This is a genomic window from Parapedobacter koreensis (assembly GCF_900109365.1).
In the GTDB taxonomy this organism is placed as follows: domain Bacteria; phylum Bacteroidota; class Bacteroidia; order Sphingobacteriales; family Sphingobacteriaceae; genus Parapedobacter; species Parapedobacter koreensis.
This window is the reverse complement of the sequence record NZ_FNZR01000003.1, coordinates 449,364-470,327: the sequence shown is the minus strand read 5'-3', so window position 1 is coordinate 470,327 and position 20,964 is coordinate 449,364. Positions and strand designations below refer to the sequence as shown.

Sequence of the window (20,964 nt, the reverse complement as noted above, 5' to 3'; positions counted from 1 at the left end):
CAAACACATGAAATACGAGCGGAACAATTCCGGGAAACCGCCGGTATAGGAGATAATAATGATAACTTATTCTTGATCCCACCAAACCCGCGCTTCAGCGGTATTCCCGCCGGGTAAGTTGGCAATAGCCTCTTCAACACTTGCTCTGTTGGTTGAGAATTCGGCTGTGGCATAGATATACCTTCTTGGAATTTCTCCGGTTTCACTTGTTGCATGCGGTGTGGGTGTCAGAACAGGATAACCCGACTTACGCCAAATGCTCCATGCCTGTGTACCATCAGGATAGCTGGCGATATAACGCTGGATAGAAATCTGCGCTACATTTGCCCCTGATCCCGCTACTGCCGTAAGTGCTACACCGTCTCCGGTTAAATATCCAGCAGACATATCAACGCCCCATTGTGCGTGGGAAAGTTCAATACCCGTCGTATAGAGATCAGATAAGTTCTCTGTCGTCCAGCCTAAATCCGAGGCTTCGGCCCGAGCCAATGCGACTTGAGCCGCAGTAATGATGTAAACACTGCCATCTTCCGGTCTCGCGTCCTCACTAAATATCCGAGACCAGTTGGGATTAGCTGACGTAAAGGCTTCAGAACCTTCAGCCCCTGTCCGTGGTAAACCATACGGCATACCCACATTGGAACTGCCATAAACGCTTTGCCGTGTATCCTCCAATTCAAGTAAGAGGCTAACCAGCGGTTCACTTTCGGCATAATCCTGACGTGTGAGATAACGCGTGAAATACGGGCTTTGGAAATTTCCACCCGGATAATTCACTTGGAAATTTTGAGCATTGGTGGTAATCACGCCGCCCGTTGCTGCAAGCGCTTCACGGAAAGCTTCTGCGGCAAACCCATCGGCAGTCGGAACCGCTTTCGAAAGCTGTATAGCAGCAACTAATTTCAACGAGTTGGCAGCGCGCCTCCACGCATCCACATCACCCCCAAAGATGATATCCCCGGTAATCGCGCTGTCATCGAACGAATCCACGGCTTCGCCCAGGGTCTGAAATATACCACGGTAGATATCCTCTTGCCGATCATATCGCGGCTGAAGGTTCACGTCGCCCTGTAACGCCTCACCGTAAGGTACATCACCCCAAAGGTTTGTTAAAACAAAAAAGATGTACTGCTGCAGAATCCGCGAGATTTGTGTCATATTATTACTTTCCCCTGTATTGATAATATTTTGCAAATCATTGAGATACAATCGGTAATAATCGGTAAATGCCAATTCAGGTCTTCCATACAAAGAAACGTCCGTATATTGCGTTTCTGAGAAAATCTGAGCGTACAACCCTCCTCGCGTATCATAGGCATACGAACCGATATTCGCTTGTACATTCGTCAACAATCCCCCGATAACCGGCTCCGTCGCCGCACCTGGATTGACGTTCGTGTCGCCGAAATCTTCGAGCTTATCACACCCCGCAACTGATAAAACAAAGCAAGTTGCAGTTAGCATTTTATATATTCTTTTCATCATTAATCAAATTAAAATAACTCCCTACTAAACTAAAATCCGACGCGTAAATTGAAACCCCAACCCCTCGTGCCAGGCAATTGTGCGGTCTCGCCCGCGAAACTGCTGATCTCTGAAGGATCATAGTCCCCGTTTGCCTTTGAATGAATTAACCAAAGGTTGCGGCCAACAATCGAAAAGTTAGCGTTTTGAACTCCCAGCCGCCTCAAATTCCACTTATTTACGGGCAAATCGTAGCCAAGAGACACTTCCCTCAATTTAATGAAATCCAGCGGGTGAATGTATTCATCTACGGTTCCGTTATTGAAGATGTTGACGTAATGGGTGCGAACGTCTACGTAATACTCTACCGGCTCGTTATTGGCATTCACCCCAACGACTTTGATACCACCGCCATCTTCCACAGCGTCACGTACATTCATTCCCTTATCGTTTGTTACAGCGGTACGTGCACTAAGGCCACTGTATGCCCCGAAACCATCCGAAAGGGACGCAAATACTCCACCGAATTGGTAATCAATATTGAATGCCAGGTAGAAATCATTCAAGAAATTGAAGCTGTTTTGAATACCACCGGTAAAATCGGGGAGGACACTCCCGTAAAATACTTCGGGATCGACTTGATAACTTCCGTTGCTATTCAGAATAGGCACACCATCGTCATTGCGCAGGATACCCCGGCCGATAAGCTGGCCAGACCGCATTCCTTTTTCGTGATAAGCTTGAGGCAAATTCCCAAAAGCGACGTTGGCCACCGAGTTCGATCTCGTCACCAAATATTCTTCGCTCACCTCCACAACATCATTCCTGATCAGGTGGGAATAAGTAAAATTGACATCCCAACGGAAGCCTGGCTTGACAACGGGTTGGGCTGTCAACTGGATCTCAACACCTTCTTTCTTAATCTCGCCAATGTTGGTCAACAGTGAAGTGAATCCACTTGCGCCGTTAACAGTCAACGAAAAAGGGAAATCCCTATCCTTCCCGTTCCAGTATGTAAATGACGCTCCTAACCGGTTGCTTAGGAAACGTAGGTCTATACCCATTTCCTGTTGCATATTTACCGCACCGTGGATATTGGGATCCACGAGTTGATCCGGTGTTGGCATCAGGATATTGCCATTCCACTGGTTATTGCCAATGGAGTACGCCATTCCGGGGTAACGATAGGCCCCGAATCGCCCTCGCGATTCTCCCAGAGCTTGTGGGATTTCTCCCCAAGAGTAGCGCACTTTACCGAAGCTCAACCAAGAGATCCCAGGCAACAATTCGGTGAACACGAACGATCCGCCAAACGACTTCGACAATACATCGTTGTTGTCCGATGGCAGGGTCGAGAACCAATCATTCCGCAATGTAACGTTTGCGAACAACATGTCTTTATAACCCAATACCGCTGTTCCGAATACCGCGTTGTATTTTTCATTCCAACGCGTGTTTTCGATAGTTGGAGACTGTACACTGTTGGAGATGAAAAATCCATTGGGAACGGTAAGTCCTTGATTAGTATTTGCGCCGTTCGAACGGTAAACCGCATTAAAAAAGTCTGTCCCGAGATTGGCATTCACGCTGAAATCGTTGAACGTCTTATCATAAGAAGCCAAGAACTCCAAGTTTTCCCGGTTTTGATAACTCGTCTGTGTAGCGTATGCACCGAACACACCTGTTTGATATGCACTGTTCTCCAGTTCCGTATACGTTCTGGCCTCACGCACATACGTATTTTGCTGCTTGCGGTAAGTTCCTTTTACAGACAGCCCATCGATGATTTTATAAGTAAACGACACGTCCCCGAACAAACGGTCGTTTTGTTCACTAATGGGATTAAAATCATATTGGGTATATGGATTATACCAATAGTTGGCCCTATACCATTCGTCCGGACTACTTGGATCATAGGCATTTGGATTACGTTTATTCCAGCTTCCATAGATACCATTATGGTTCAAACCTCGCAATTCACGCAAAATATCAATGTCCAAGTCCCGGTGGAACCATTGGTTGAACGAACCCGTACTCGTGCTTCCATACGAATCCTGGATCAGGCCATTAAGTTCCCTGTTGATATAATTAATGTTGGCGGAAAGCGCCAATTTATCGTTCAGACGATATGTGGTGACTACATTTAAGTTGTTTTTAGACATGGAGCTTTCCGGCAACAGCCCGTTTACGGTCTGGTTATTAAACGTGGTCTTAAAGTCCAACTTTTCGGTACTCGAAGAAAACGTGATCCCGTTATTTAAGGTAACCCCTGTCTCAAAGAAATCCCGTGCATTGTTCGGTTGAGGCATCAATGAAGCTGTTTGGTAGGAACGAGAATGCCCACCATACCAAGCATACCAGGGAATATACTCCTGCCCTTCCATACGTGGGCCCCAGCTGGCATCGTCCTGCATATCGTGGTAATATTTACCGTCAAGTGCTCGCCACGCTTCGGGGTGTCCCTCTTGCCAGGTATACTGAGTCAAACTAGCATTGGCTCCGCCGGCATATAGGTTTTGATAGGCTGGAAGCACGTACACATTATCAAACTGAGCGCCCAGGTTTACGGTTACACCCACACCTGGTGTTTGCCGTCCTTTTCGCAATGTAATAACGATTGCACCGTTTGCACCTTGCGATCCAAATTGCGCTGCTGCAGCTGGCCCCTGCAACACCGAGACATTGTCGATATCATCGAGGTTGATGTCATTAATGTTCGGCAGAATCGTACCATCTACTACATAAATCGCACCCATACCTTGACTAAAACCGGACATCCCCCGAAGACGGACTTCGGTTTCCCGGCCAAGCGCCGCGGGCGACTGGCTCCGCACTTGAATACCGGTCACTTTACCCGCCAGTGCGTTATTGATGTCCGTTTGGCGAATCGTATTCATTTGCTCCTGGCTGACAACCTGGGCGTTGTGCGAAGCTGATCGCGAAGTTGCCTTTATGCCATAAGCTCCAGTCACCACCACTTCCGCAAGTTGGGTAGGATCCGGTGACAATGCTGCATCCAATACGTTTGATGTACCAACAGCGATCACTTTCGGCGTATAACCGATAAAGCGAAAAGTCAAACTTTCAGTTCCTGCAGGGATACTGATCGTATAACGACCATAATCATCCGTCGTTACACCGCTTGATGTGCCTGTAGCAACAACCGTCACCCCTGCCATCGGGCCACCGTCAGGACCAGAAACCCTTCCTGAAATTCTCCTCTCTTGTGTATACGCTACTGAACATAGAAGCATACAGCACAATAAAATAAAGCCATGTACCTTGTGTTTCATGTGTTTTGAATTTGGTTAATTAGTAAATAAATAAATCACATATCCGGAAACCGGATTTCTTTTTATCTTAGCTTTTCAATTATTTTTATACCTGTAGATGGAATTGATTTTGCTGAGTACCCAAACGGATGTCTATAGGTTTTGTAATGTTGATGCGGTTATGATTTGAAATAATAGTTGATAAATTTTTCTCATAAAATGTCATTTGCGGTTCGTATTTGCAGGAATGACTACATTCATGCGCAATGTCAATCAATCGACGTCAAATGTAAATCAATTTTTTACAAAAAGCAAGATAAAGCAACATTTTTCTATGAAAAAGTATCTTTTTGTCAATATATAATTAACAAAAAGCAAGATAAATTCGCAACATGGCCAAGGTAAACAACAGGACTTTAGGGGAAATCATTAAAGAAACGATGAAAGAAAGGGGAATTAAAGGTTCCGTTGTTGCCAGGAAAATGAACGTGTCAAGACAAACGATCAACCAAATCGATCTGCGAAAAAAATTTGATATCGAATTTCTTCAAAGCTTCAAAGAAGCTTCCGGCTTGGATTTCACGAATCACGCATTTGACAATGTTATGGATAAAATGCCCGAAGAGCAGAAGGTCAAATACCTCGGTCAACAACCAAAAATAACCGTCAACATCAGCATCGCTGCCAATAGGGAAAATCTGGAAAATTTGCCCGCTTTTATCAAACAAGTGGAAGATCTGGGAAAACGATACGGATTTGAGCTGATTTAATCAATCCACTCAAATCCGGTATACGGCACCAGCGCTTCAGGAATTTTCACTCCCCTGTCTGTTTGATTGTCTTCCAAAATGGAAGCCAGTATCCTGGGCAGCGCCAACGCGCTGCCATTGAGTGTATGTGCCAGTTGCATTTTGCCATTTTCACCTTTGAACCGCACCTTCAGCCGATTGCTTTGGTAGGTTTCAAAATTGGATACGGAAGATACTTCCAGCCAGCGTTTTTGGGCCGCGCTCCATACCTCCATGTCGTAGGTAAGCGCCGAAGTGAATCCCATATCCCCGCCGCAAAGACGCAGTACGCGATAAGGAAGATTCAATGCCTGGAGCAGGGATTGCACGTAAGCGCTCATCGTTTCCAGCACTTCATATGATTTATCGGGATGCACGAGCTGCACGACTTCTACCTTGTCAAATTGATGCAAGCGGTTCAGCCCACGTACGTGCGCACCATACGATCCGGCTTCGCGTCGGAAACAGGGCGTGTAAGCCGTAAGTTTGATGGGGAAATCCGCTTCCTTGACAATGGTATCGCGGTACAGGTTGGTCACCGGCACCTCAGCCGTGGGAATGAGGTAAAGATTATCGATGCCCACATGATACATCTGCCCTTCTTTGTCGGGCAGCTGACCTGTGCCGAATCCGGACGCTTCGTTAATTAAGATAGGCGGTTGAACCTCTTTGTATCCAGCTTTTTCGGCCTGGTCGAGGAAAAAGTTTATCATTGCCCGTTGTAGGCGCGCGCCTTTACCTTTATATACCGGGAAGCCCGCCCCCGTAACCTTGGTACCCAATTCGAAGTCAATGATATCATATTTTGCGGCAAGCTCCCAATGCGGCAGGGCACTTTCCGGCAGTTCGGGGCGATGGCCATGCTCCAGCACAATCTCGTTGTCTTCCGCGCCTGTCCCTTTGGGCACGGATGGATGCGGCAAGTTGGGCAGTAGTACCAGCTTTTCATACAGGTCGGCTTCAGTGGCGGCCTGCTCATCAGCCAGTTTCTTCTGCTGTTCTTTATATCCTCCCGAACGGGCTTTGATAGCTTCCGCTTCATCGCGTTTCCCCTGGCGCATCAGTTCGCCGATTTGCCGTGCGGCAGCATTGGATTCAGCTGCAAGTGCGTCAGACTCGGTTTGGATCTGCCTGCGCCGCTCATCGAGTGAAATGATTTCGTCTACCAGTTCCAATGCTTTGAAATTCCGCACTGCCAAGCGTTCCATCACTTGTTCACGGTTTTCACGGATATAATTAACTTGCAACATATATTTTCACGTTATTTGTGTCGGCAAAAATAATAAAAATGCTTTACCTCGTTCCCACTCCCATCGGTAATCTTGAAGACATGACCTTTCGGGCCATACGCCTTTTAAAAGAGGCCGATGTCATCCTTGCAGAAGATACCCGCACCAGTGCCCCCCTGCTCAAGCATTTCGGCATCGAAAAAAAAGCGTATGCCCACCACCAGCACAACGAGCACAAGGCTATCAATGAGATCATCCGTTTCCTGAAAGAAGGCCAGACCGTGGCGTTGATTTCCGATGCGGGCACCCCCGCGATATCGGATCCCGGTTTTCTACTGGTTCGGGAGGCCATCAAACAAGGGATTGGCGTACAGTGCCTGCCCGGTGCGACGGCCTTCGTGCCGGCATTGGTTGCTTCCGGGTTGCCGTGCGACCGCTTTTGTTTCGAGGGGTTTCTGCCCGTGAAAAAAGGTCGCCAAACCCGATTGAAGGCTTTGGTTGACGAAAGCCGTACCCTAATCTTTTACGAATCGCCCCATCGGCTGCTTAAAACCCTCCAAGAGTTTGCCGATACCTTCGGACAGGCAAGGCAGGCCTCCATATCGCGCGAAATCAGCAAAGTCTATGAAGAAACCGTCCGTGGAACGCTCGCCGAGTTAATTGGTCATTTTGAAACGCACACGCTAAAAGGCGAATTTGTAATTTGTGTACAGGGATTGGTTTAGGAACTTTAGTATCTTAGCACCGCAAAATGAACATTGACCGATACATCAACGATGGGCAGGATCCCAAGGTAGCAGAAAAGCTATTACTCAAACTGCAGGACATGCTTACCGCTGACGAGCATATCCATTATGTTGCTGTGCAAAAAATGCCCGCAGTGACGTTATTCCCGGACAGCATTGCCGTGACCGACAAACGCATTTTTTTCTGCAAATCCACCAAGTTGGGCCTGGCCACTGACTTCGAGATCTTCCCTTGGAATCATGTACAGGATCTCTCCTTCAAAGAAGGCATCTTGGGCGCTAAGATCATCGTGGCACTTACAGGGAGGGACGAACCCCAAGTGATGGGATACATCCCCAAAAACCAGGTGCGTAAACTCTATCAATGGGGAAGTGATGCGCTAGCAAAACAACGACGGTTGGAAAAACAGGCCGAAGAAGAACCGACATTGAAAATCATGCCGCCGAACGAACAGGAAGACGAACTTACGCTTAAACTTAAAAAGCTAAAATCCCTGTTCGAGCGGCAATTGATTACGCAGGCCGAATACGAAAACAAGAAAAACGAACTGTTATCCCAACTTTGACCGTGAAAAAAAATTATCTGCTCGCCTTGCTAAGTGCCTTCCTTTTATGGCTGGCTTGGCCTCCTATACCCTATACTGCTCCCCTGCTTTGGGTGGCCTTCGTACCACTGCTGCTCGCTTTGGAAACCATCATGCGGAGTGATTACCGGAAAAAGGGCACCAAGGTGTTTTTACTGAGTGGACTTACCGGACTACTCTGGAATACCGCCTCCATCTATTGGGTATTCAACGCCATGAATGCCGTGATGCCGGTGTATGTAGCGATGTTCGTAGCCCTCATCCCTTTCGGTCTATCGGCCGTATTGATGGCCTTCGCCTTTCGGCTGTATTACCAGCTAAGAAAACGCTATGCCATCGGATGGTCATTTGCCGGCCTGGTCTGCTTTTGGATAGCCTACGAATACCTGCACCAAACTTGGGATCTGGCCTTCCCGTGGATGACATTGGGCAATGGATTTGCCGATACCCACCAACTTGTCCAGTGGTATGAATACACGGGCGTCTATGGTGGTACCGTGTGGATTTGGGCAACCAATATCTTGGCATTTTTGGTCGTACTATCTGCCAAAGATGGTTTCGCGCCTGCCCATCGGCGCAAGTTATCAGCAGCCCTTGCTGCGCTCATTGTTGTGCCTTCCGCATGGTCGTTATATCGCTATGCCACGTATGAAGAGTATGAAAATCCTTCCAATGTGGTGGTCGCACAGCCCAATGTAGACCCTTATGGCAAATTCAGTTTCATCACGCCTGAGGCGCAGCTGGACAACCTCATTCGTCTTTCAGAATCCGTAGCACAGCCCAATACCGAATTTTTTGTGTGGCCGGAAACGGCTATAGCTGCCCAAGGAGGATACAATGAGGAAGACTTTCTACGGCACCCCTTTTTTCCCCGCATACAAGCGTTTCTTACTGCCTATAGAAATGGCAACATTCTCTCGGGGATAGAAAGTTATTTGATATACAGCAGCCCCGAAACACCCACTGCGCGCGAATACAACGGGATATACTATGATGCATTCAATGCAGCCGTGCTCATTGAAAATTCGCCAAAACTCCAATTCTACCACAAATCAAAATTGGTCGCAGGGGTCGAACAGTTTCCATTCGGCGGTGCCTTGGCGTTCATGAAACCCCTCTTCAAGGCATTTGGTGGCACTACAGGTGGCTACGGCCGCCAGGATAAGCCATCGGTCTTCTATTCGCAAAGCGGCATAGGCGCTGCGCCCGTGATCTGCTATGAATCGATATGGGGGGATTATGTAGCGCAATACGTCAAACAAGGTGCCCAATTCATTGCCGTGGTCACGAATGATGGTTGGTGGGGCAATACGTCCGGCAAAGATCAACACCTGGCCTATGCAAAACTTCGCGCCATCGAAACCCGGCGATGGGTAGCCCGCTCAGCGAATACGGGTATCTCGGCGTTCATCAACCAACGCGGCGATGTGGTACAGCAGACAACATGGTGGGTACCTGCGGCCCTTAAGCAGGATATCAACCTCAACGAAGAAATCACGTTCTACGTAACCGCTGGAGATTACCTCGCCTACGCCGGATGTGTAGGTAGCCTGGTGTTCGCCCTTTTGGCCTTGTCCACGCGCTGGAAACGTAGCAATTAATGCTTATCTTTGCAAAAAAACACACATGTTTACCGGTATCATCGAAACCATCGGCACCGTATCCCATCTCCGGCAGGAGGCAGGCAACCTGCACATCACCGTTGCTTCTTCCCTGTCAGATGAGCTGAAAATCGACCAAAGTGTATCACACAACGGGGTTTGCCTTACCGTGGTAGCGTTATCACCAGGCGAACACACCGTTACCGCCATCATGGAAACGCTTCAAAAGAGCAACCTGGGGGAATTACAGGTCGGCAGTATCGTCAACCTGGAGCGGTGCACCAAGGTCGGCGACCGCCTGGATGGGCACATCGTACAGGGGCATGTCGACCAGACCGCACAGTGTGTATCCGTAGTAGAACAGCAAGGAAGCTGGCTATATACCTTCCAATACGATGGGTCCCTGAGTAATATCACGGTGGAAAAGGGTTCCATCACGGTCAATGGCATCAGCCTCACCGTCATCAATTCCAAACCAAACCAATTTTCTGTGGCCATCATCCCCTATACTTACGAACACACCAACCTGAAGCAGGTAAACACGGGCGATACGGTCAACCTCGAATTTGACATCATCGGCAAGTATGTGGCACGGATCATGGAACTGAGGCAGTAAGAAACAAAGGCCCGATTATCCAGCTTTCCCCGCATTCGGCATGTTTACGATCCGCATCTCCTGCTGTGGATACGGGATGGTAATGCCGTTGGCATCAAATGCCAGCTTAATGCTTTCGAAATTGCCATAATATGCATCCCAATAGACATCCTTCGGTGCCCATGCCCTGATGATCAAATTTACGGCGCTATCGGCCAGTTCACCTACATGCACTTCGGGTTCCGGCGTTTTCAATAGCCGCTCATCTGCTGCCAACACCTTCAGGATGACCGACCGTGCTTCTTTGATATTCGACTCGTAGGAAATACCTATTTGATATTCGATGCGCCGTTGGCTGATGCTGGAATAGTTGGTGATCACCGAGTTGGCCAGCGGCCCGTTAGGAGCAAATACCGTTACCCCTTCGGCCGTGCGCAATGTCGTGTAAAGGATGTCTATCCGTTCCACGGTGCCGGAGGCTCCGGCTGCGCTGCTTACGTAATCACCAACCCGGAAAGGACGGAAAAGCAGAATCAGCATCCCGCCCGCGAAATTCGAGAGGCTGCCCTGCAAGGCCAGACCAATGGAAAGACTGGCTGCGCCCAACACCGCGATGAACGACGTCGTCTGTATGCCCACCATCGAAGCGACCGACAGAATAAGCATAATATAAAGCGCGATCTTGACGATGCTGGCCACGAAATCACGTAGTGATAAGTCGACATTACGCCGTTCAAATCGGCGATGGAGCATCTTTAAAATCAATCCGATTAGCCAGCTGCCCACAAATAGCAATACGATGGACAATACTAAACCGGGTACTTTTGCCAATGTTGTTTCAATGACGCGTTCCAATGCGGGTTCTATCTTTTCCATGGGGTGTAAAATTAACAATCAATTCAGAATGAATTTGCATATCACTGGATTTTTCCCGAAATTTGTTCAAATTGATTATAGAATGAGTACGATTACCATTACAAAGCTATATTCATTGCTTTCCAATAAATTGGGAAAGGAGTCAGCTGAAAACCTAACAACATATATTGAGGAAAAGATCAAGGAAGAGGTCGAAGATAAGACGAAAACATTGGCGACTCGCGAAGATCTCTCCGAGTTGAAAGGCGATTTGCGAACAGCGATAGCCAGTACAAAAGCAGAATTAATCAAACGGATGTTCATTTTCTGGATTGGACAAGTCGCTGCAACATTCGGGTTCATTTTGCTTTATTTAAACAAATAGCATCTTCTTTCCAGGCAGGCGATCATGGACTGGAAACACGCCATTAACGACTTTAAACACTACCTCCAGTTGGAGCGGGCCATGTCGGCCAATACCGTGGAGGCTTACCACGACGACGTCACCAAGCTACGCCAGTTTGCCGAGCCACAGGACATTCCACCGGATACCATCACGCCAAAAAACCTGCAAGATTTCTTAGTGTGGATCAACGGTTTCGGGTTATCTGCCTATAGTCAGGCACGCATCCTGTCGGGCATTAAGACCTTCTACCTGTTCATGAGCCTCGAACATGGGCTCATCGAAAATCCGACGGCATTGATCCAGGCTCCACGGCTCGGGCGTAAGATTCCCGATGTGCTCAACATCATGGAGATAGACAACCTCATTGCCGCTATCGACTTATCCACGCCCGAAGGCATGCGGAACAAAGCGATGCTGGAAGTCCTCTATGGCTGCGGCCTGCGGGTCAGCGAGCTGGTCGGCCTGAAGGTTTCTAACCTGTTTCTCGATGTTGAATTTATCAAAGTCATCGGCAAGGGAAACAAAGAACGCCTCGTCCCTATTGGCAGCCAGGCCATCAAATACCTCCGCATCTACCTGGAGGAAGTACGGGTGCACCAGAAAATCAAACCGGGCAGTGCCGATTTCGTGTTCCTCAACCGAAGGGGCGATCCACTGACCCGTGTTATGATCTTCATCATCATTAAGGAATTGGCCAAAGCCATCGGGTTGAATAAGAAAATCAGCCCCCACACCTTCCGCCATTCCTTCGCCAGCCATTTGGTGGAAGGCGGTGCCGATCTCCGCGCTGTACAGGAAATGCTGGGTCATGAAAGCATCACCACCACCGAAATTTATACGCATGTCGACCGTGAATACCTGCATTCCGTCATTACGCAATATCATCCCCGATCGTAATCCGCTACCACTGGTCAGAGACTACCTATCGTCGCCCCCAACAACCCACTGACTCAAGCCGTTGCGGACGAAACCTAGGAGACGGCAGCGAAGCCCGCCGGATCCAGTTGAGGAGCAATGGCTTGAATCACCCACCACCGATCACCAAAGACGAAATTAAGTTGCATTTAATTTGCTTATTAAAGCAACAATGTTGTATTTTTGACCCGTTGATAATGCAACACGGATGCGAATACAAAAAATATTTACTACGATATTGTTTTCTTTATTCCTATCATCGGTATATGCCCAGACGGAAAATTGCACACTAACTATCAGGGGAAGGGTCGTCGACAGCGACACACAACTTCCTTTAGCCGGAGTCACTATCAAAGCCCATCCCGGCGGACACCAAATCATTTCGGATGGCCACGGTTATTTTCGGTTTTCCCAGCTTTGCCAAGATATACACTACGTCCTGACAGCCACAAGCGTCGGCTTCGATAGCCTGTCCATACCGCTGCTGCTTGACACCGATGAAACGCTTACCCTCGCACTCCACCACGGCCATATTGTATTGCACGATGTCAACGTAGTAGGACACCAGCAGACTGTCAGCACAGCAAATCCCGTGAGAACGGTTTCCCGCGAGCAAGTCGCGCAAGTACAGGGCAAAACGTTGGCAGACATTTTCAGTACATTACCCGGCGTGAGCATGCTGCAGACTGGTACGACCATCGCCAAGCCTGTCATCAATGGCATGCACGGCAACCGTATCCTCATCCTCAATAATGGTGTCCGGCAAGAGGGGCAGCAGTGGGGCAGCGAGCATGCACCTGAAATCGATCCGTTCATTGCCAAGGATTTCAAGCTGATAAAAGGCGCGGAGGGCGTACGCTACGGTGCCGACGCGATTGGCGGGGTGATTATTACATCCCCACCCCCGTTGCCTATCGATCCCCACCTGTCGGGCGAACTGAATGCCATCTACCAAGCCAATGGGCGGGGTGGGGTGCTCTCCGGCATGCTGCAATCCGGCGTCAAAGGCATCACCGGCCTGGCTTGGCGGGTACAAGGTACGGCCAAAAGAAGCGGCAATGTCAGCACGGCCGACTACTATTTGGGCAATACGGGAGTAGCTGAGTATAACGCGTCGGCAGCAGTGCGCTATAGCCATACCCATTCGGCTTTTGACGCTTATTACAGCCGTTTCCACACGTCACTCGGCATTTTCACCGGCGCCCACGTAGGCACCATTGCAGACATACAAGCTCGTATAGAAGCCGGAGAACCCTTTGAGACGTATCCATTTGCCTATGGTATCAATGCCCCACGCCAGCGCGTCACGCATGATTTGGGTAAGCTGAAATGGCACAGGGATCAGGCAAGTGGCGGTAGCCTGGATGTGCAATATGGCATCCAGCGCAATCATCGCCAGGAATATGATATCCGCCGCGCGGGCCGCGATGCACTGCCCATGCTGGATATGGTACTCACCACACAGACGCTTGACGCTACGTACCAGACACCGTTGTATGGCAAGTGGCGGACGCAGGCGGGCACCAACCTCACACTGCAGGTCAACAACAATGTCCCCGGCACGCTGAACACCCCCCTTATTCCGAATTATGACAGTTTCACCGCCGGGGCTTTTGCTATCCAACGGCTCATTGAAAACACCCACGAGTGGGAATTGGGCATTCGTTACGACTTTAGAACGTTCGATGCCGCCGGATTTGACCGATACCAAAACCTATATGGTGGACAGCGCGATTTCCACAATGTCAGCGGATCCTTTGGCGGTGTCTGGCGTCCCGGTAACACTTGGCAACTGCGCAGCAACATCGGCTTAGCGTGGCGCGCACCGAATGCCAATGAATTATACAGCAATGGCCTTCACCATGGTGCGGCACTCTACGAAATTGGAGACGCCCAATTGAATAGCGAACACGGCTATAAGTGGGTGGTTAGTCCTTCCTACACACGGGGTTCAGTGGCTATCGACCTCGACCTCTATGGCCAGTATGTACAGGATTACATCTACGCACAGCCGTCGCCCGGTGAATTCTTACAGACCATCCGGGGTACCTTTCCGGTATTCCGGTACGAGCAGACCGATGCCACATTCTTCGGCGCAGATCTCTCGACGAAATACCAGCTTTCCCATGATCTGGAATACCAGCTCAGTGCGTCAATTATCCGGGCGCGTGATATCAGCAATGACGTATTCCTGCCCTACATCCCAGCGGATCGATTCAACCACCGCCTGCGTTGGCAGGTGCCATTGACCAGCAAACGCACTACGGAGACATACATCACATTCGAGCATCGATGGGTATTGCAACAAAAACGATACGAACCCAATACCGACTATGCACCACCACCCCCTGCCTACCACCTGTTCGCATTATACGCAGGTAGCAAACTTGCCGTGGGTGCTCACCAACTGGACGTAGGTGTTTCCGTCAATAATGCACTCAATACCCCATACCGGGAATACATGAATAGGTTCCGCTATTACAGCCACAATTTAGGCCGCGAGATCGGCATCCGATTGTCGTATTCATTTTGACGGAACAGCTCGGCTATGAATAACTATGAATAACTGTTTAACTAAATTTAATTATTGTATGAAAAAGCAATTCAAAAATTTCTCCTTCGCCCTCCTATCACTGGGATTTCTGGCATTTTTATCTTCTTGCAGCAAGGACGATCCCGATCCCGAAATCCCACAGGAAGAAATTGGCGGAGCAAAGCTTACATTCACCGAAGTGGAATGGCATGGCGACCACGCCGATGACATCGAAAATCCCGAAATTGTGGAAGTTGAATTTGACGAAGCGGGCTTACCTCCAGTGGGTGCCCACCTACATCTGGATGTTGGCAAAACCTATCGGCTTGAACTTAAGGCCTATGATTTTGCAGGCAGGGAAAGCCAGCAGGAATTTATAGAAGAAGCCCATATTCACCAATTATTTTTCTTGGGTGCTCCTGAAGGCGTGCTGGACTACCAGTATGCCGATCCGGATAACGTGCAAGTAGGTGTCACTGGCTATTTACATGTGCTTAAAACCTCTGAGAGCTTCGTCTTTAACGTTATCCTGCGACACCTAAATGAAGGTGTGAAGTCCAACATTACGGCTGACGATTGGAACAATCCTAACTATACGCAATTCGGCGGCGAGAACGACCTCGACCTCAAGGTGGAAGTCCACGTCGTGGAAGGCGACCACGACCATGAAGATGAACATGATCACTAAGATCATTCGTTGCGACGCCTCGCTTTATCCAGCCTAATCATGGCACCGAAATCCAGTCCCATCGCCATGGCTTCTACGGTCATGGCGATGCGCTTGGTACGTGTCGGCTCCGTCTTGGCCCCGTTGATGTGGTTGATGAAATAGTTACGGTGCGATTTAGGCAGGCCCATGAAGCGCCCCAACAAGTCCTCCGCATCATCCAGCAGGCAAATTTCCAGGTCTTCCGGTATTTCAATGACAAATTCGTGGTCTTCCTCCAGCCGGAGGGACAACGTATCTCCCACTCCCTTCTCCAACACTTTTCGCATACCGCTATTGATAGCCAAAATATAGTCACCCGCTCCTTTGGGCATCAAGGAAAGTCCCGAGAAGGGATGTCCGTCTATTTCACCACGCACACGGTAGACCTGTCGGTAGCCGGGTTTCAGTCGGTCGGCAATCCCTTGCGGCACATCGATGTAAGCCCAGCCGACCATGGCTGCTCCCTGGGTTTCCGATCGGATGATTTCCGCTTGAAATTCGACCATCGCCCTACCTCCTTTCAATCCATGTAAAATACCTGGCCCAACGCATCCAGCTCCGGCAGCCGCACCGATTCGCTGAACAGTCCATATACCGAAGAACCGCTGCCGCTCATGGAGGCATACATGGCCCCCTTTTCATACAAAAGATTTTTAAGTACTCCGATTTCCGGATGCGCAGCAAAGATGCCCGGCTCAAAATCATTGAAGATGGTGTCCCGCCACGTCGCTACCGGACGAACAATGGACGCTGCCAGTTGCCTGCCCTCCGGATGCAGGGTCACCGTTCGGTAGGCCTCGCCCGTGGACACATGCACGTCGGGCTTGACCAGTACCAACTGGTAGGCGGATAAATCGATCGCTACCTCTTGAAAGACATCACCGATTCCGGTGGCCAGTACCGGTGTATTACGGATAAAAAACGCACAGTCGGCCCCCAACTGACGCGCATAGGCTATTAACTGTAATTCATCGAGGCCAAGTCCGAAAGTTGAATTCAGCAGCTTCAATAGAAAAGCAGCATCTGCCGATCCACCGCCAAGCCCTGCCCCGATGGGGATGGTTTTATGCAAATAAATAGCCACGGGCGGCAAATCATAGGCTGCTTGAAGCAGCTGGTAGGCCTTCAGACATAAGTTGTTATTACTATCGCCGGGAATGGGCAAACCGGAAGCAATAAATCGCGTTTCTGAGGCTTCCACCACTTCCAGTATATCATAGATTTTCAATGGATAAAAAACCGTTTCGAGGTTATGGTATCCATCGTCGCGGCGGTTGAGCACCTGCAGCCCGATATTGATTTTGGCATTGGCAAACGTAACCATCCTTATACTTGTTTACAAAAAGCTCCGATGCGACGGCCATGCCCCTTTAAGCTTCCGGATAAGGATAAGTGCATCCGCATAAGGCGGGTACCATCTTTCTGTTTCAGCGGCAAACCGCCAGTATTGCAATATGATTGATTTCCGATCCATTGGGGTTAGCCAATTACCTTTGTTGCAAATAACGGCATAAACAATCAAGCCTGCAAATTGTTAATCGTTCAAATCGTTAGTTCAGATCGAGATGAATACACATACTTACCTATGTATAGCTTGTTTTGCCTTGTGCACTGCGTGCCAAAGCGGCAATCGAAGCGAGACAGCAGCAGCCAATGACACCTTATCGCAAGCGGATAATTTACCCGAAGACCAAGAGCAAAAATATTGTTTCCTGCGTACGGAAGGTACACAGCAACAAGATTCCTCCTATGTGCAGTTAGTCATCAGGGGATCGACGGTGAGTGGCATTTATAATACCATCCCATACGAAAAAGATGCAAGACGCGGTACAGTACTGGGCAAATTGGAAAATGGCGCGATCGATTTAGTATGGACATTCACGCAAGAAGGCATGCAGGATACACTTCGGGTGGTATTTACCCTCCAGGATGGAAGGCTGATGCAAAAACCATTGACGGTAGATACACAGACCGGCAGGCAAGTCACACGGGATACCAGCGGTTTTTCGGTGGCCTACGAGCCCGTGGATTGTGTAGCCGACTAACGGAGGAGGCTATGCTGGCTCGCCGTGAAGATATCGCGCCATACCCTGTTGATTTCGGTGGCCGTGTCCGCGGCCGCCAATCCTGCATGTGGGTATAAGGCCATTACCTGCTCCCGGCACACATGGGCCAGGACGCGGCTTTGATTGCTTACCGCCAGGAGCGTCTCCGGCGATATACTCCCGATACTCAGCAATTCATCCCATGAAGCATCCACCGCCCGGTAAAATGATTCCTTCACCTGCATTATTTGCTGCTGTGCGGTTTCCGCCAAATCATATAAAGCGGCCTTTCCCTGTGCAGCGGTGCACGCCACGAAATGGCGCGCCATACCCAGGGTGTTGGCCGCCAGCGTAGCCTCCGCAAATTGTAAGAATGGATAGTGGTATATCGGATGGGCCAATGTAGCCTGTTCGGGTGCAATGATAAAGGCATGGGTATTAGCTACCCAGACATTGTCCACTTCAAACGAATGGCTGGCTGTGGCTTTCAGCCCAAGCGTATTCCAATCTTCAACGACCCGGACATCTTCTTTGGCAAAGAAAAACGACTTGATGATGGGATTGCCCTCTTCGTCCACCCACGTTTCGCCGTGTCGTTCAAGGATACAGTTTGCCGTGAAATGGGTGAGATGCGGTGCGCCAGTGGCATAACGCCACGTTCCAGACACGCGGAAACCGCCGTTTTCAACCACGGCCTTACCCGATGCGTGTCCGCTTCCACCCAAGCATACCATGGGCTCGGTAAACAGGGTCGCCGCCACGGATTGCTCGATATACCCGACAAACAGGTTAGCCCCTGCACAGAGCGTGACCGTCCAGCCCAAGCTGCCATCTATCTGCGCCAGTTCCTCTTCGAGCCGTACACCTTCAGGTACGGTCAACTCCAGCCCACCGTAGCACTTGGGCACAAATAATTTAAACCATCGCCGATCATAAATAATGGCTAATTGCTCGGGCGTGAGGCGACCGTCCACCTCGGCCTGGCCCGATAGATCGCCGAGTAACGCTGCTACCTCAGCAGCCATCATGCTTGCACTCGCTCCCGATTGATTATCCGCTTCCATTCAAAATACCCGAAAATCGCCACGATAAATAAAAACAAGGTCAGCAGTGCGTAGAGATGAAGTCCTTTGTAGACCAATAAAGGAATAGCAAACGCATTGCTAATATTAAGCAAGACCCAATTTTCAATCTTGCGCTTGGCCAGCAACCACATACCTGCCCATGCCGTGGCGCTTACCCATGCATCCCATGCCGGCACCGAGGAATCGGTAAAATGGACTAGTGCATAATGCAATGCCGGAAAACCAAGGAAGACGATCGACAGGGTAATGAGCCGCTCTCTTTTTGAAGCATATGACGCCTTTACAGGTTCCTCGCCGCTGCGTTTCACCCAATATGCCCATCCGTAGATGCTCATGATCAGGTAGTATAAGTTCAACAAAATTTCAGCATATAGTCCGGCCTCATTCAGCACGTAAAGGGTAACCAAGATACTGGCAATACCGAACGGATAGAGCAACACATTGTTGGTTTTGGCCAGCAGCACCTGGATGACACCGCATGCCACGCCTATCCAATGTAATAGTGGAGTTTCCGTGAGCTGGATACCTAATTCCCTTATCCAATCAACCACTCCTGCTGCGCCTATCACGATCAAACCGATTCCAGCGTGCCTGCCAACTTCAATACCTCAGCCGAACGTTCGCGCGTCTCTTTGCATAGCTGTTCATCAGCGGCAAGGGACCGGCCATAGGAAGGAATCATCTCATGCAGTTTACTCAAATACTGCGCCGTCTTGGCACGCTCAGGGAAACAGCGCGCGAGCAAATCAATCATGATGGATACGGACGTCGATGCACCCGGCGAAGCCCCCAGCAAAGCAGCGATGGAACCATCGGCGCTGCTTACCACTTCCGTACCGAACTCCAATATGCCGCCTTGTTTTTCATCTTTTTTGATCACCTGCACCCGCTGCCCGGCCACCTCAAGTTCCCAGTCTTCTTTCCGGGCCGTAGGCACATATTCTTTCAATGCCGCCAACCGATCGTCCGGGCTTTGCCGTACCTGGTTGATGAGGTACTTGGTCAATGGGATATTGTCCATGCCTGCTGCCAGCATGGGCCGGATATTATTGAATTTAATAGAAGCAGGCAAATCCAGCCATGAGCCATTTTTGAGGAATTTAGTAGAAAAACCCGCATAAGGGCCAAACAACAAGGCCATCTTCCCGTCGATAACCCGCGTATCCAAATGGGGCACGGACATCGGGGGAGACCCGACGGCTGCTTTACCGTAGACCTTGGCGTGGTGTTTAGCAATAATTTCCGGATTAGTACATTTCAGCCATTGCCCGCTTACCGGGAACCCACCGAAACCTTTCGCCTCGGGGATGCCGGATTTTTCGAGCAGCAACAGCGATCCACCGCCGGCGCCAATGAATACAAATTTCGCAGACACTGTGCGTTTTTTATCGGTGGTCAGGTTCTTTACCTTGACCTGCCACCGACCGTTGGGCAAGCGTTCAATATCCCGCACCTCATGCGCCAGCCGCAATTTGACATTGCTTTTCCGTCCAAGATGGTGAAATAACGAGCGCGTCAATGCCCCGAAATTGACATCCGTACCGATATCAATTTTTGTGGCCGCCAGCTCTTCATCTGCATTCCGGCCATCCATGACCAACGGTATCCACTGTTTGAGTTCTTCGTGGTCTTCCGTATACTCCATGCCTTGGAACAAGTGGTGTTCCTGCATGGTCTCATAGCGTTTACGCAGGAACGAAACGTTTGCTTTGCCAAACACAAAACTCATGTGGGGCACACTTCGAATGAAACTTTCCGGCCGATCAACCAATCCGTTGGCAACCAGATACGACCAGAACTCTTTGGAAATTTCAAAAGCTTCGGCAATTTTTATTGCCTTGCTGATATCCACCGATCCATCCGGGCGCTGCGGAGTATAATTCAGTTCACAAAGCGCCGAATGACCCGTGCCCGCATTGTTCCATGCGTCAGAACTCTCAGCAGCAACCTCATCCAGCCGCTCAAAAATCTCGATGCTTGCACGGGGGTGTAGTTCGTTGATTAATGTACCCAGGGTGGCACTCATGATGCCCGCGCCGATAAGAATGACATCCACCTCCTCGGCGGTTTTTTTTCTTCTTTTAGCCATATGTCTCAGTTGCCGCAAAATTAATGACAGAAATCAGATTATTTCTAA

Annotated in this window: 19 protein-coding genes; 10 read left to right on the top strand and 9 right to left on the bottom strand. The window is 49.5% G+C overall.

Going from position 1 to position 20,964, the window contains the following annotated elements; all coding sequences use genetic code 11:
- Positions 1-66 precede the first annotated feature (66 nt).
- Positions 67-1,464: a SusD/RagB family nutrient-binding outer membrane lipoprotein gene (locus BMW65_RS09800; RefSeq protein WP_177181071.1), complete on the bottom strand. Its 1,398-nt coding sequence runs from the start codon at positions 1,462-1,464 to the stop codon at positions 67-69.
- A 50-nt stretch (positions 1,465-1,514) separates the two neighbouring features.
- A complete protein-coding gene (locus BMW65_RS09795) occupies positions 1,515-4,757 on the bottom strand; it encodes a SusC/RagA family TonB-linked outer membrane protein (RefSeq protein WP_090604956.1) in 3,243 nt (1,080 codons plus the stop codon).
- A 371-nt stretch (positions 4,758-5,128) separates the two neighbouring features.
- Between BMW65_RS09795 and BMW65_RS09790 the strand changes: the two genes are divergently transcribed.
- A complete protein-coding gene (locus BMW65_RS09790) occupies positions 5,129-5,506 on the top strand; it encodes a helix-turn-helix transcriptional regulator (protein ID WP_090604954.1) in 378 nt (125 codons plus the stop codon).
- Here the strand turns inward: BMW65_RS09790 and serS are convergent.
- Positions 5,503-6,774: a serine--tRNA ligase gene (gene serS, locus BMW65_RS09785; protein ID WP_090604953.1), complete on the bottom strand. Its 1,272-nt coding sequence runs from the start codon at positions 6,772-6,774 to the stop codon at positions 5,503-5,505. The two genes, BMW65_RS09790 and serS, sit on opposite strands and share 4 nt — an antisense overlap.
- A 38-nt stretch (positions 6,775-6,812) precedes the next feature.
- On the opposite strand from serS, the gene rsmI reads away from it, so the two are divergent.
- The 4 genes from rsmI to BMW65_RS09765 are packed head-to-tail and all read left to right on the top strand — an operon-like array spanning position 6,813 to position 10,300.
- Complete coding sequence (rsmI, locus tag BMW65_RS09780; RefSeq protein ID WP_090604951.1) at positions 6,813-7,478, top strand: 16S rRNA (cytidine(1402)-2'-O)-methyltransferase; 666 nt, start codon at positions 6,813-6,815, stop codon at positions 7,476-7,478.
- 26 nt (positions 7,479-7,504) lie between these two features.
- Positions 7,505-8,065 carry a PH domain-containing protein gene (locus BMW65_RS09775; RefSeq protein WP_090604950.1) on the top strand — a complete coding sequence of 187 codons (561 nt, stop codon included), beginning with the start codon at positions 7,505-7,507 and terminating at the stop codon, positions 8,063-8,065.
- Positions 8,066-8,067: 2 nt separating this feature from the next.
- Positions 8,068-9,684, top strand: a complete 1,617-nt coding sequence (lnt, locus tag BMW65_RS09770) for an apolipoprotein N-acyltransferase (RefSeq protein WP_090605423.1) — start codon at positions 8,068-8,070, stop codon at positions 9,682-9,684.
- A gap of 25 nt (positions 9,685-9,709) precedes the next feature.
- On the top strand, positions 9,710-10,300 hold the full coding sequence (locus tag BMW65_RS09765; RefSeq protein ID WP_090604948.1) for a riboflavin synthase: 591 nt from the start codon (positions 9,710-9,712) through the stop codon (positions 10,298-10,300).
- 15 nt (positions 10,301-10,315) lie between these two features.
- Here the strand turns inward: BMW65_RS09765 and BMW65_RS09760 are convergent, their stop codons facing one another.
- A complete protein-coding gene (locus BMW65_RS09760; protein WP_090604947.1) occupies positions 10,316-11,155 on the bottom strand; it encodes a mechanosensitive ion channel family protein in 840 nt (279 codons plus the stop codon).
- Between the two features lie 28 nt (positions 11,156-11,183).
- On the opposite strand from BMW65_RS09760, the gene BMW65_RS09755 reads away from it, so the two are divergent.
- The 4 genes from BMW65_RS09755 to BMW65_RS09740 all read left to right on the top strand — a co-directional run bounded on the left by BMW65_RS09755 (position 11,184) and on the right by BMW65_RS09740 (position 15,676).
- On the top strand, positions 11,184-11,519 hold the full coding sequence (locus BMW65_RS09755) for a hypothetical protein (RefSeq protein WP_143053852.1): 336 nt from the start codon (positions 11,184-11,186) through the stop codon (positions 11,517-11,519).
- Positions 11,520-11,543: 24 nt separating this feature from the next.
- Positions 11,544-12,437, top strand: a complete 894-nt coding sequence (gene xerD / locus BMW65_RS09750; protein WP_090604943.1) for a site-specific tyrosine recombinase XerD — start codon at positions 11,544-11,546, stop codon at positions 12,435-12,437.
- A gap of 226 nt (positions 12,438-12,663) precedes the next feature.
- The gene (locus BMW65_RS09745) at positions 12,664-14,988 is read left to right on the top strand and encodes a TonB-dependent receptor (protein WP_090604942.1); all 2,325 of its coding nucleotides are present in this window, start codon (positions 12,664-12,666) and stop codon (positions 14,986-14,988) included.
- A 58-nt stretch (positions 14,989-15,046) separates the two neighbouring features.
- The gene (locus tag BMW65_RS09740) at positions 15,047-15,676 is read left to right on the top strand and encodes a hypothetical protein (RefSeq protein ID WP_090604940.1); all 630 of its coding nucleotides are present in this window, start codon (positions 15,047-15,049) and stop codon (positions 15,674-15,676) included.
- A 2-nt stretch (positions 15,677-15,678) separates the two neighbouring features.
- On the opposite strand, the gene BMW65_RS09735 is transcribed toward BMW65_RS09740, so the two are convergent.
- Positions 15,679-16,203 (bottom strand): YdeI/OmpD-associated family protein, encoded by a 525-nt coding sequence (locus BMW65_RS09735; RefSeq protein ID WP_090604939.1) that lies wholly within the window; start codon positions 16,201-16,203, stop codon positions 15,679-15,681.
- Between the two features lie 14 nt (positions 16,204-16,217).
- Positions 16,218-17,021 carry a 4-(cytidine 5'-diphospho)-2-C-methyl-D-erythritol kinase gene (gene ispE, locus BMW65_RS09730; protein ID WP_090604937.1) on the bottom strand — a complete coding sequence of 268 codons (804 nt, stop codon included), beginning with the start codon at positions 17,019-17,021 and terminating at the stop codon, positions 16,218-16,220.
- 241 nt (positions 17,022-17,262) lie between these two features.
- On the opposite strand from ispE, the gene BMW65_RS09725 reads away from it, so the two are divergent.
- Positions 17,263-17,742, top strand: a complete 480-nt coding sequence (locus tag BMW65_RS09725) for a hypothetical protein (protein WP_143053851.1) — start codon at positions 17,263-17,265, stop codon at positions 17,740-17,742.
- Here the strand turns inward: BMW65_RS09725 and BMW65_RS09720 are convergent.
- Genes BMW65_RS09720 through BMW65_RS09710 form a run of 3 tightly spaced genes read right to left on the bottom strand, consistent with a single transcriptional unit; the run spans position 17,739 to position 20,934 of the window.
- Complete coding sequence (locus BMW65_RS09720) at positions 17,739-18,806, bottom strand: acyl-CoA dehydrogenase family protein (RefSeq protein WP_090604934.1); 1,068 nt, start codon at positions 18,804-18,806, stop codon at positions 17,739-17,741. The genes BMW65_RS09725 and BMW65_RS09720 overlap by 4 nt on opposite strands.
- Positions 18,767-19,396, bottom strand: a complete 630-nt coding sequence (pnuC, locus tag BMW65_RS09715) for a nicotinamide riboside transporter PnuC (RefSeq protein ID WP_245747587.1) — start codon at positions 19,394-19,396, stop codon at positions 18,767-18,769. The genes BMW65_RS09720 and pnuC overlap by 40 nt, the downstream gene beginning before the upstream one ends.
- Before the next feature lie 2 nt (positions 19,397-19,398).
- Complete coding sequence (locus BMW65_RS09710; protein WP_262497320.1) at positions 19,399-20,934, bottom strand: malate:quinone oxidoreductase; 1,536 nt, start codon at positions 20,932-20,934, stop codon at positions 19,399-19,401.
- Positions 20,935-20,964: the final 30 nt, after the last annotated feature.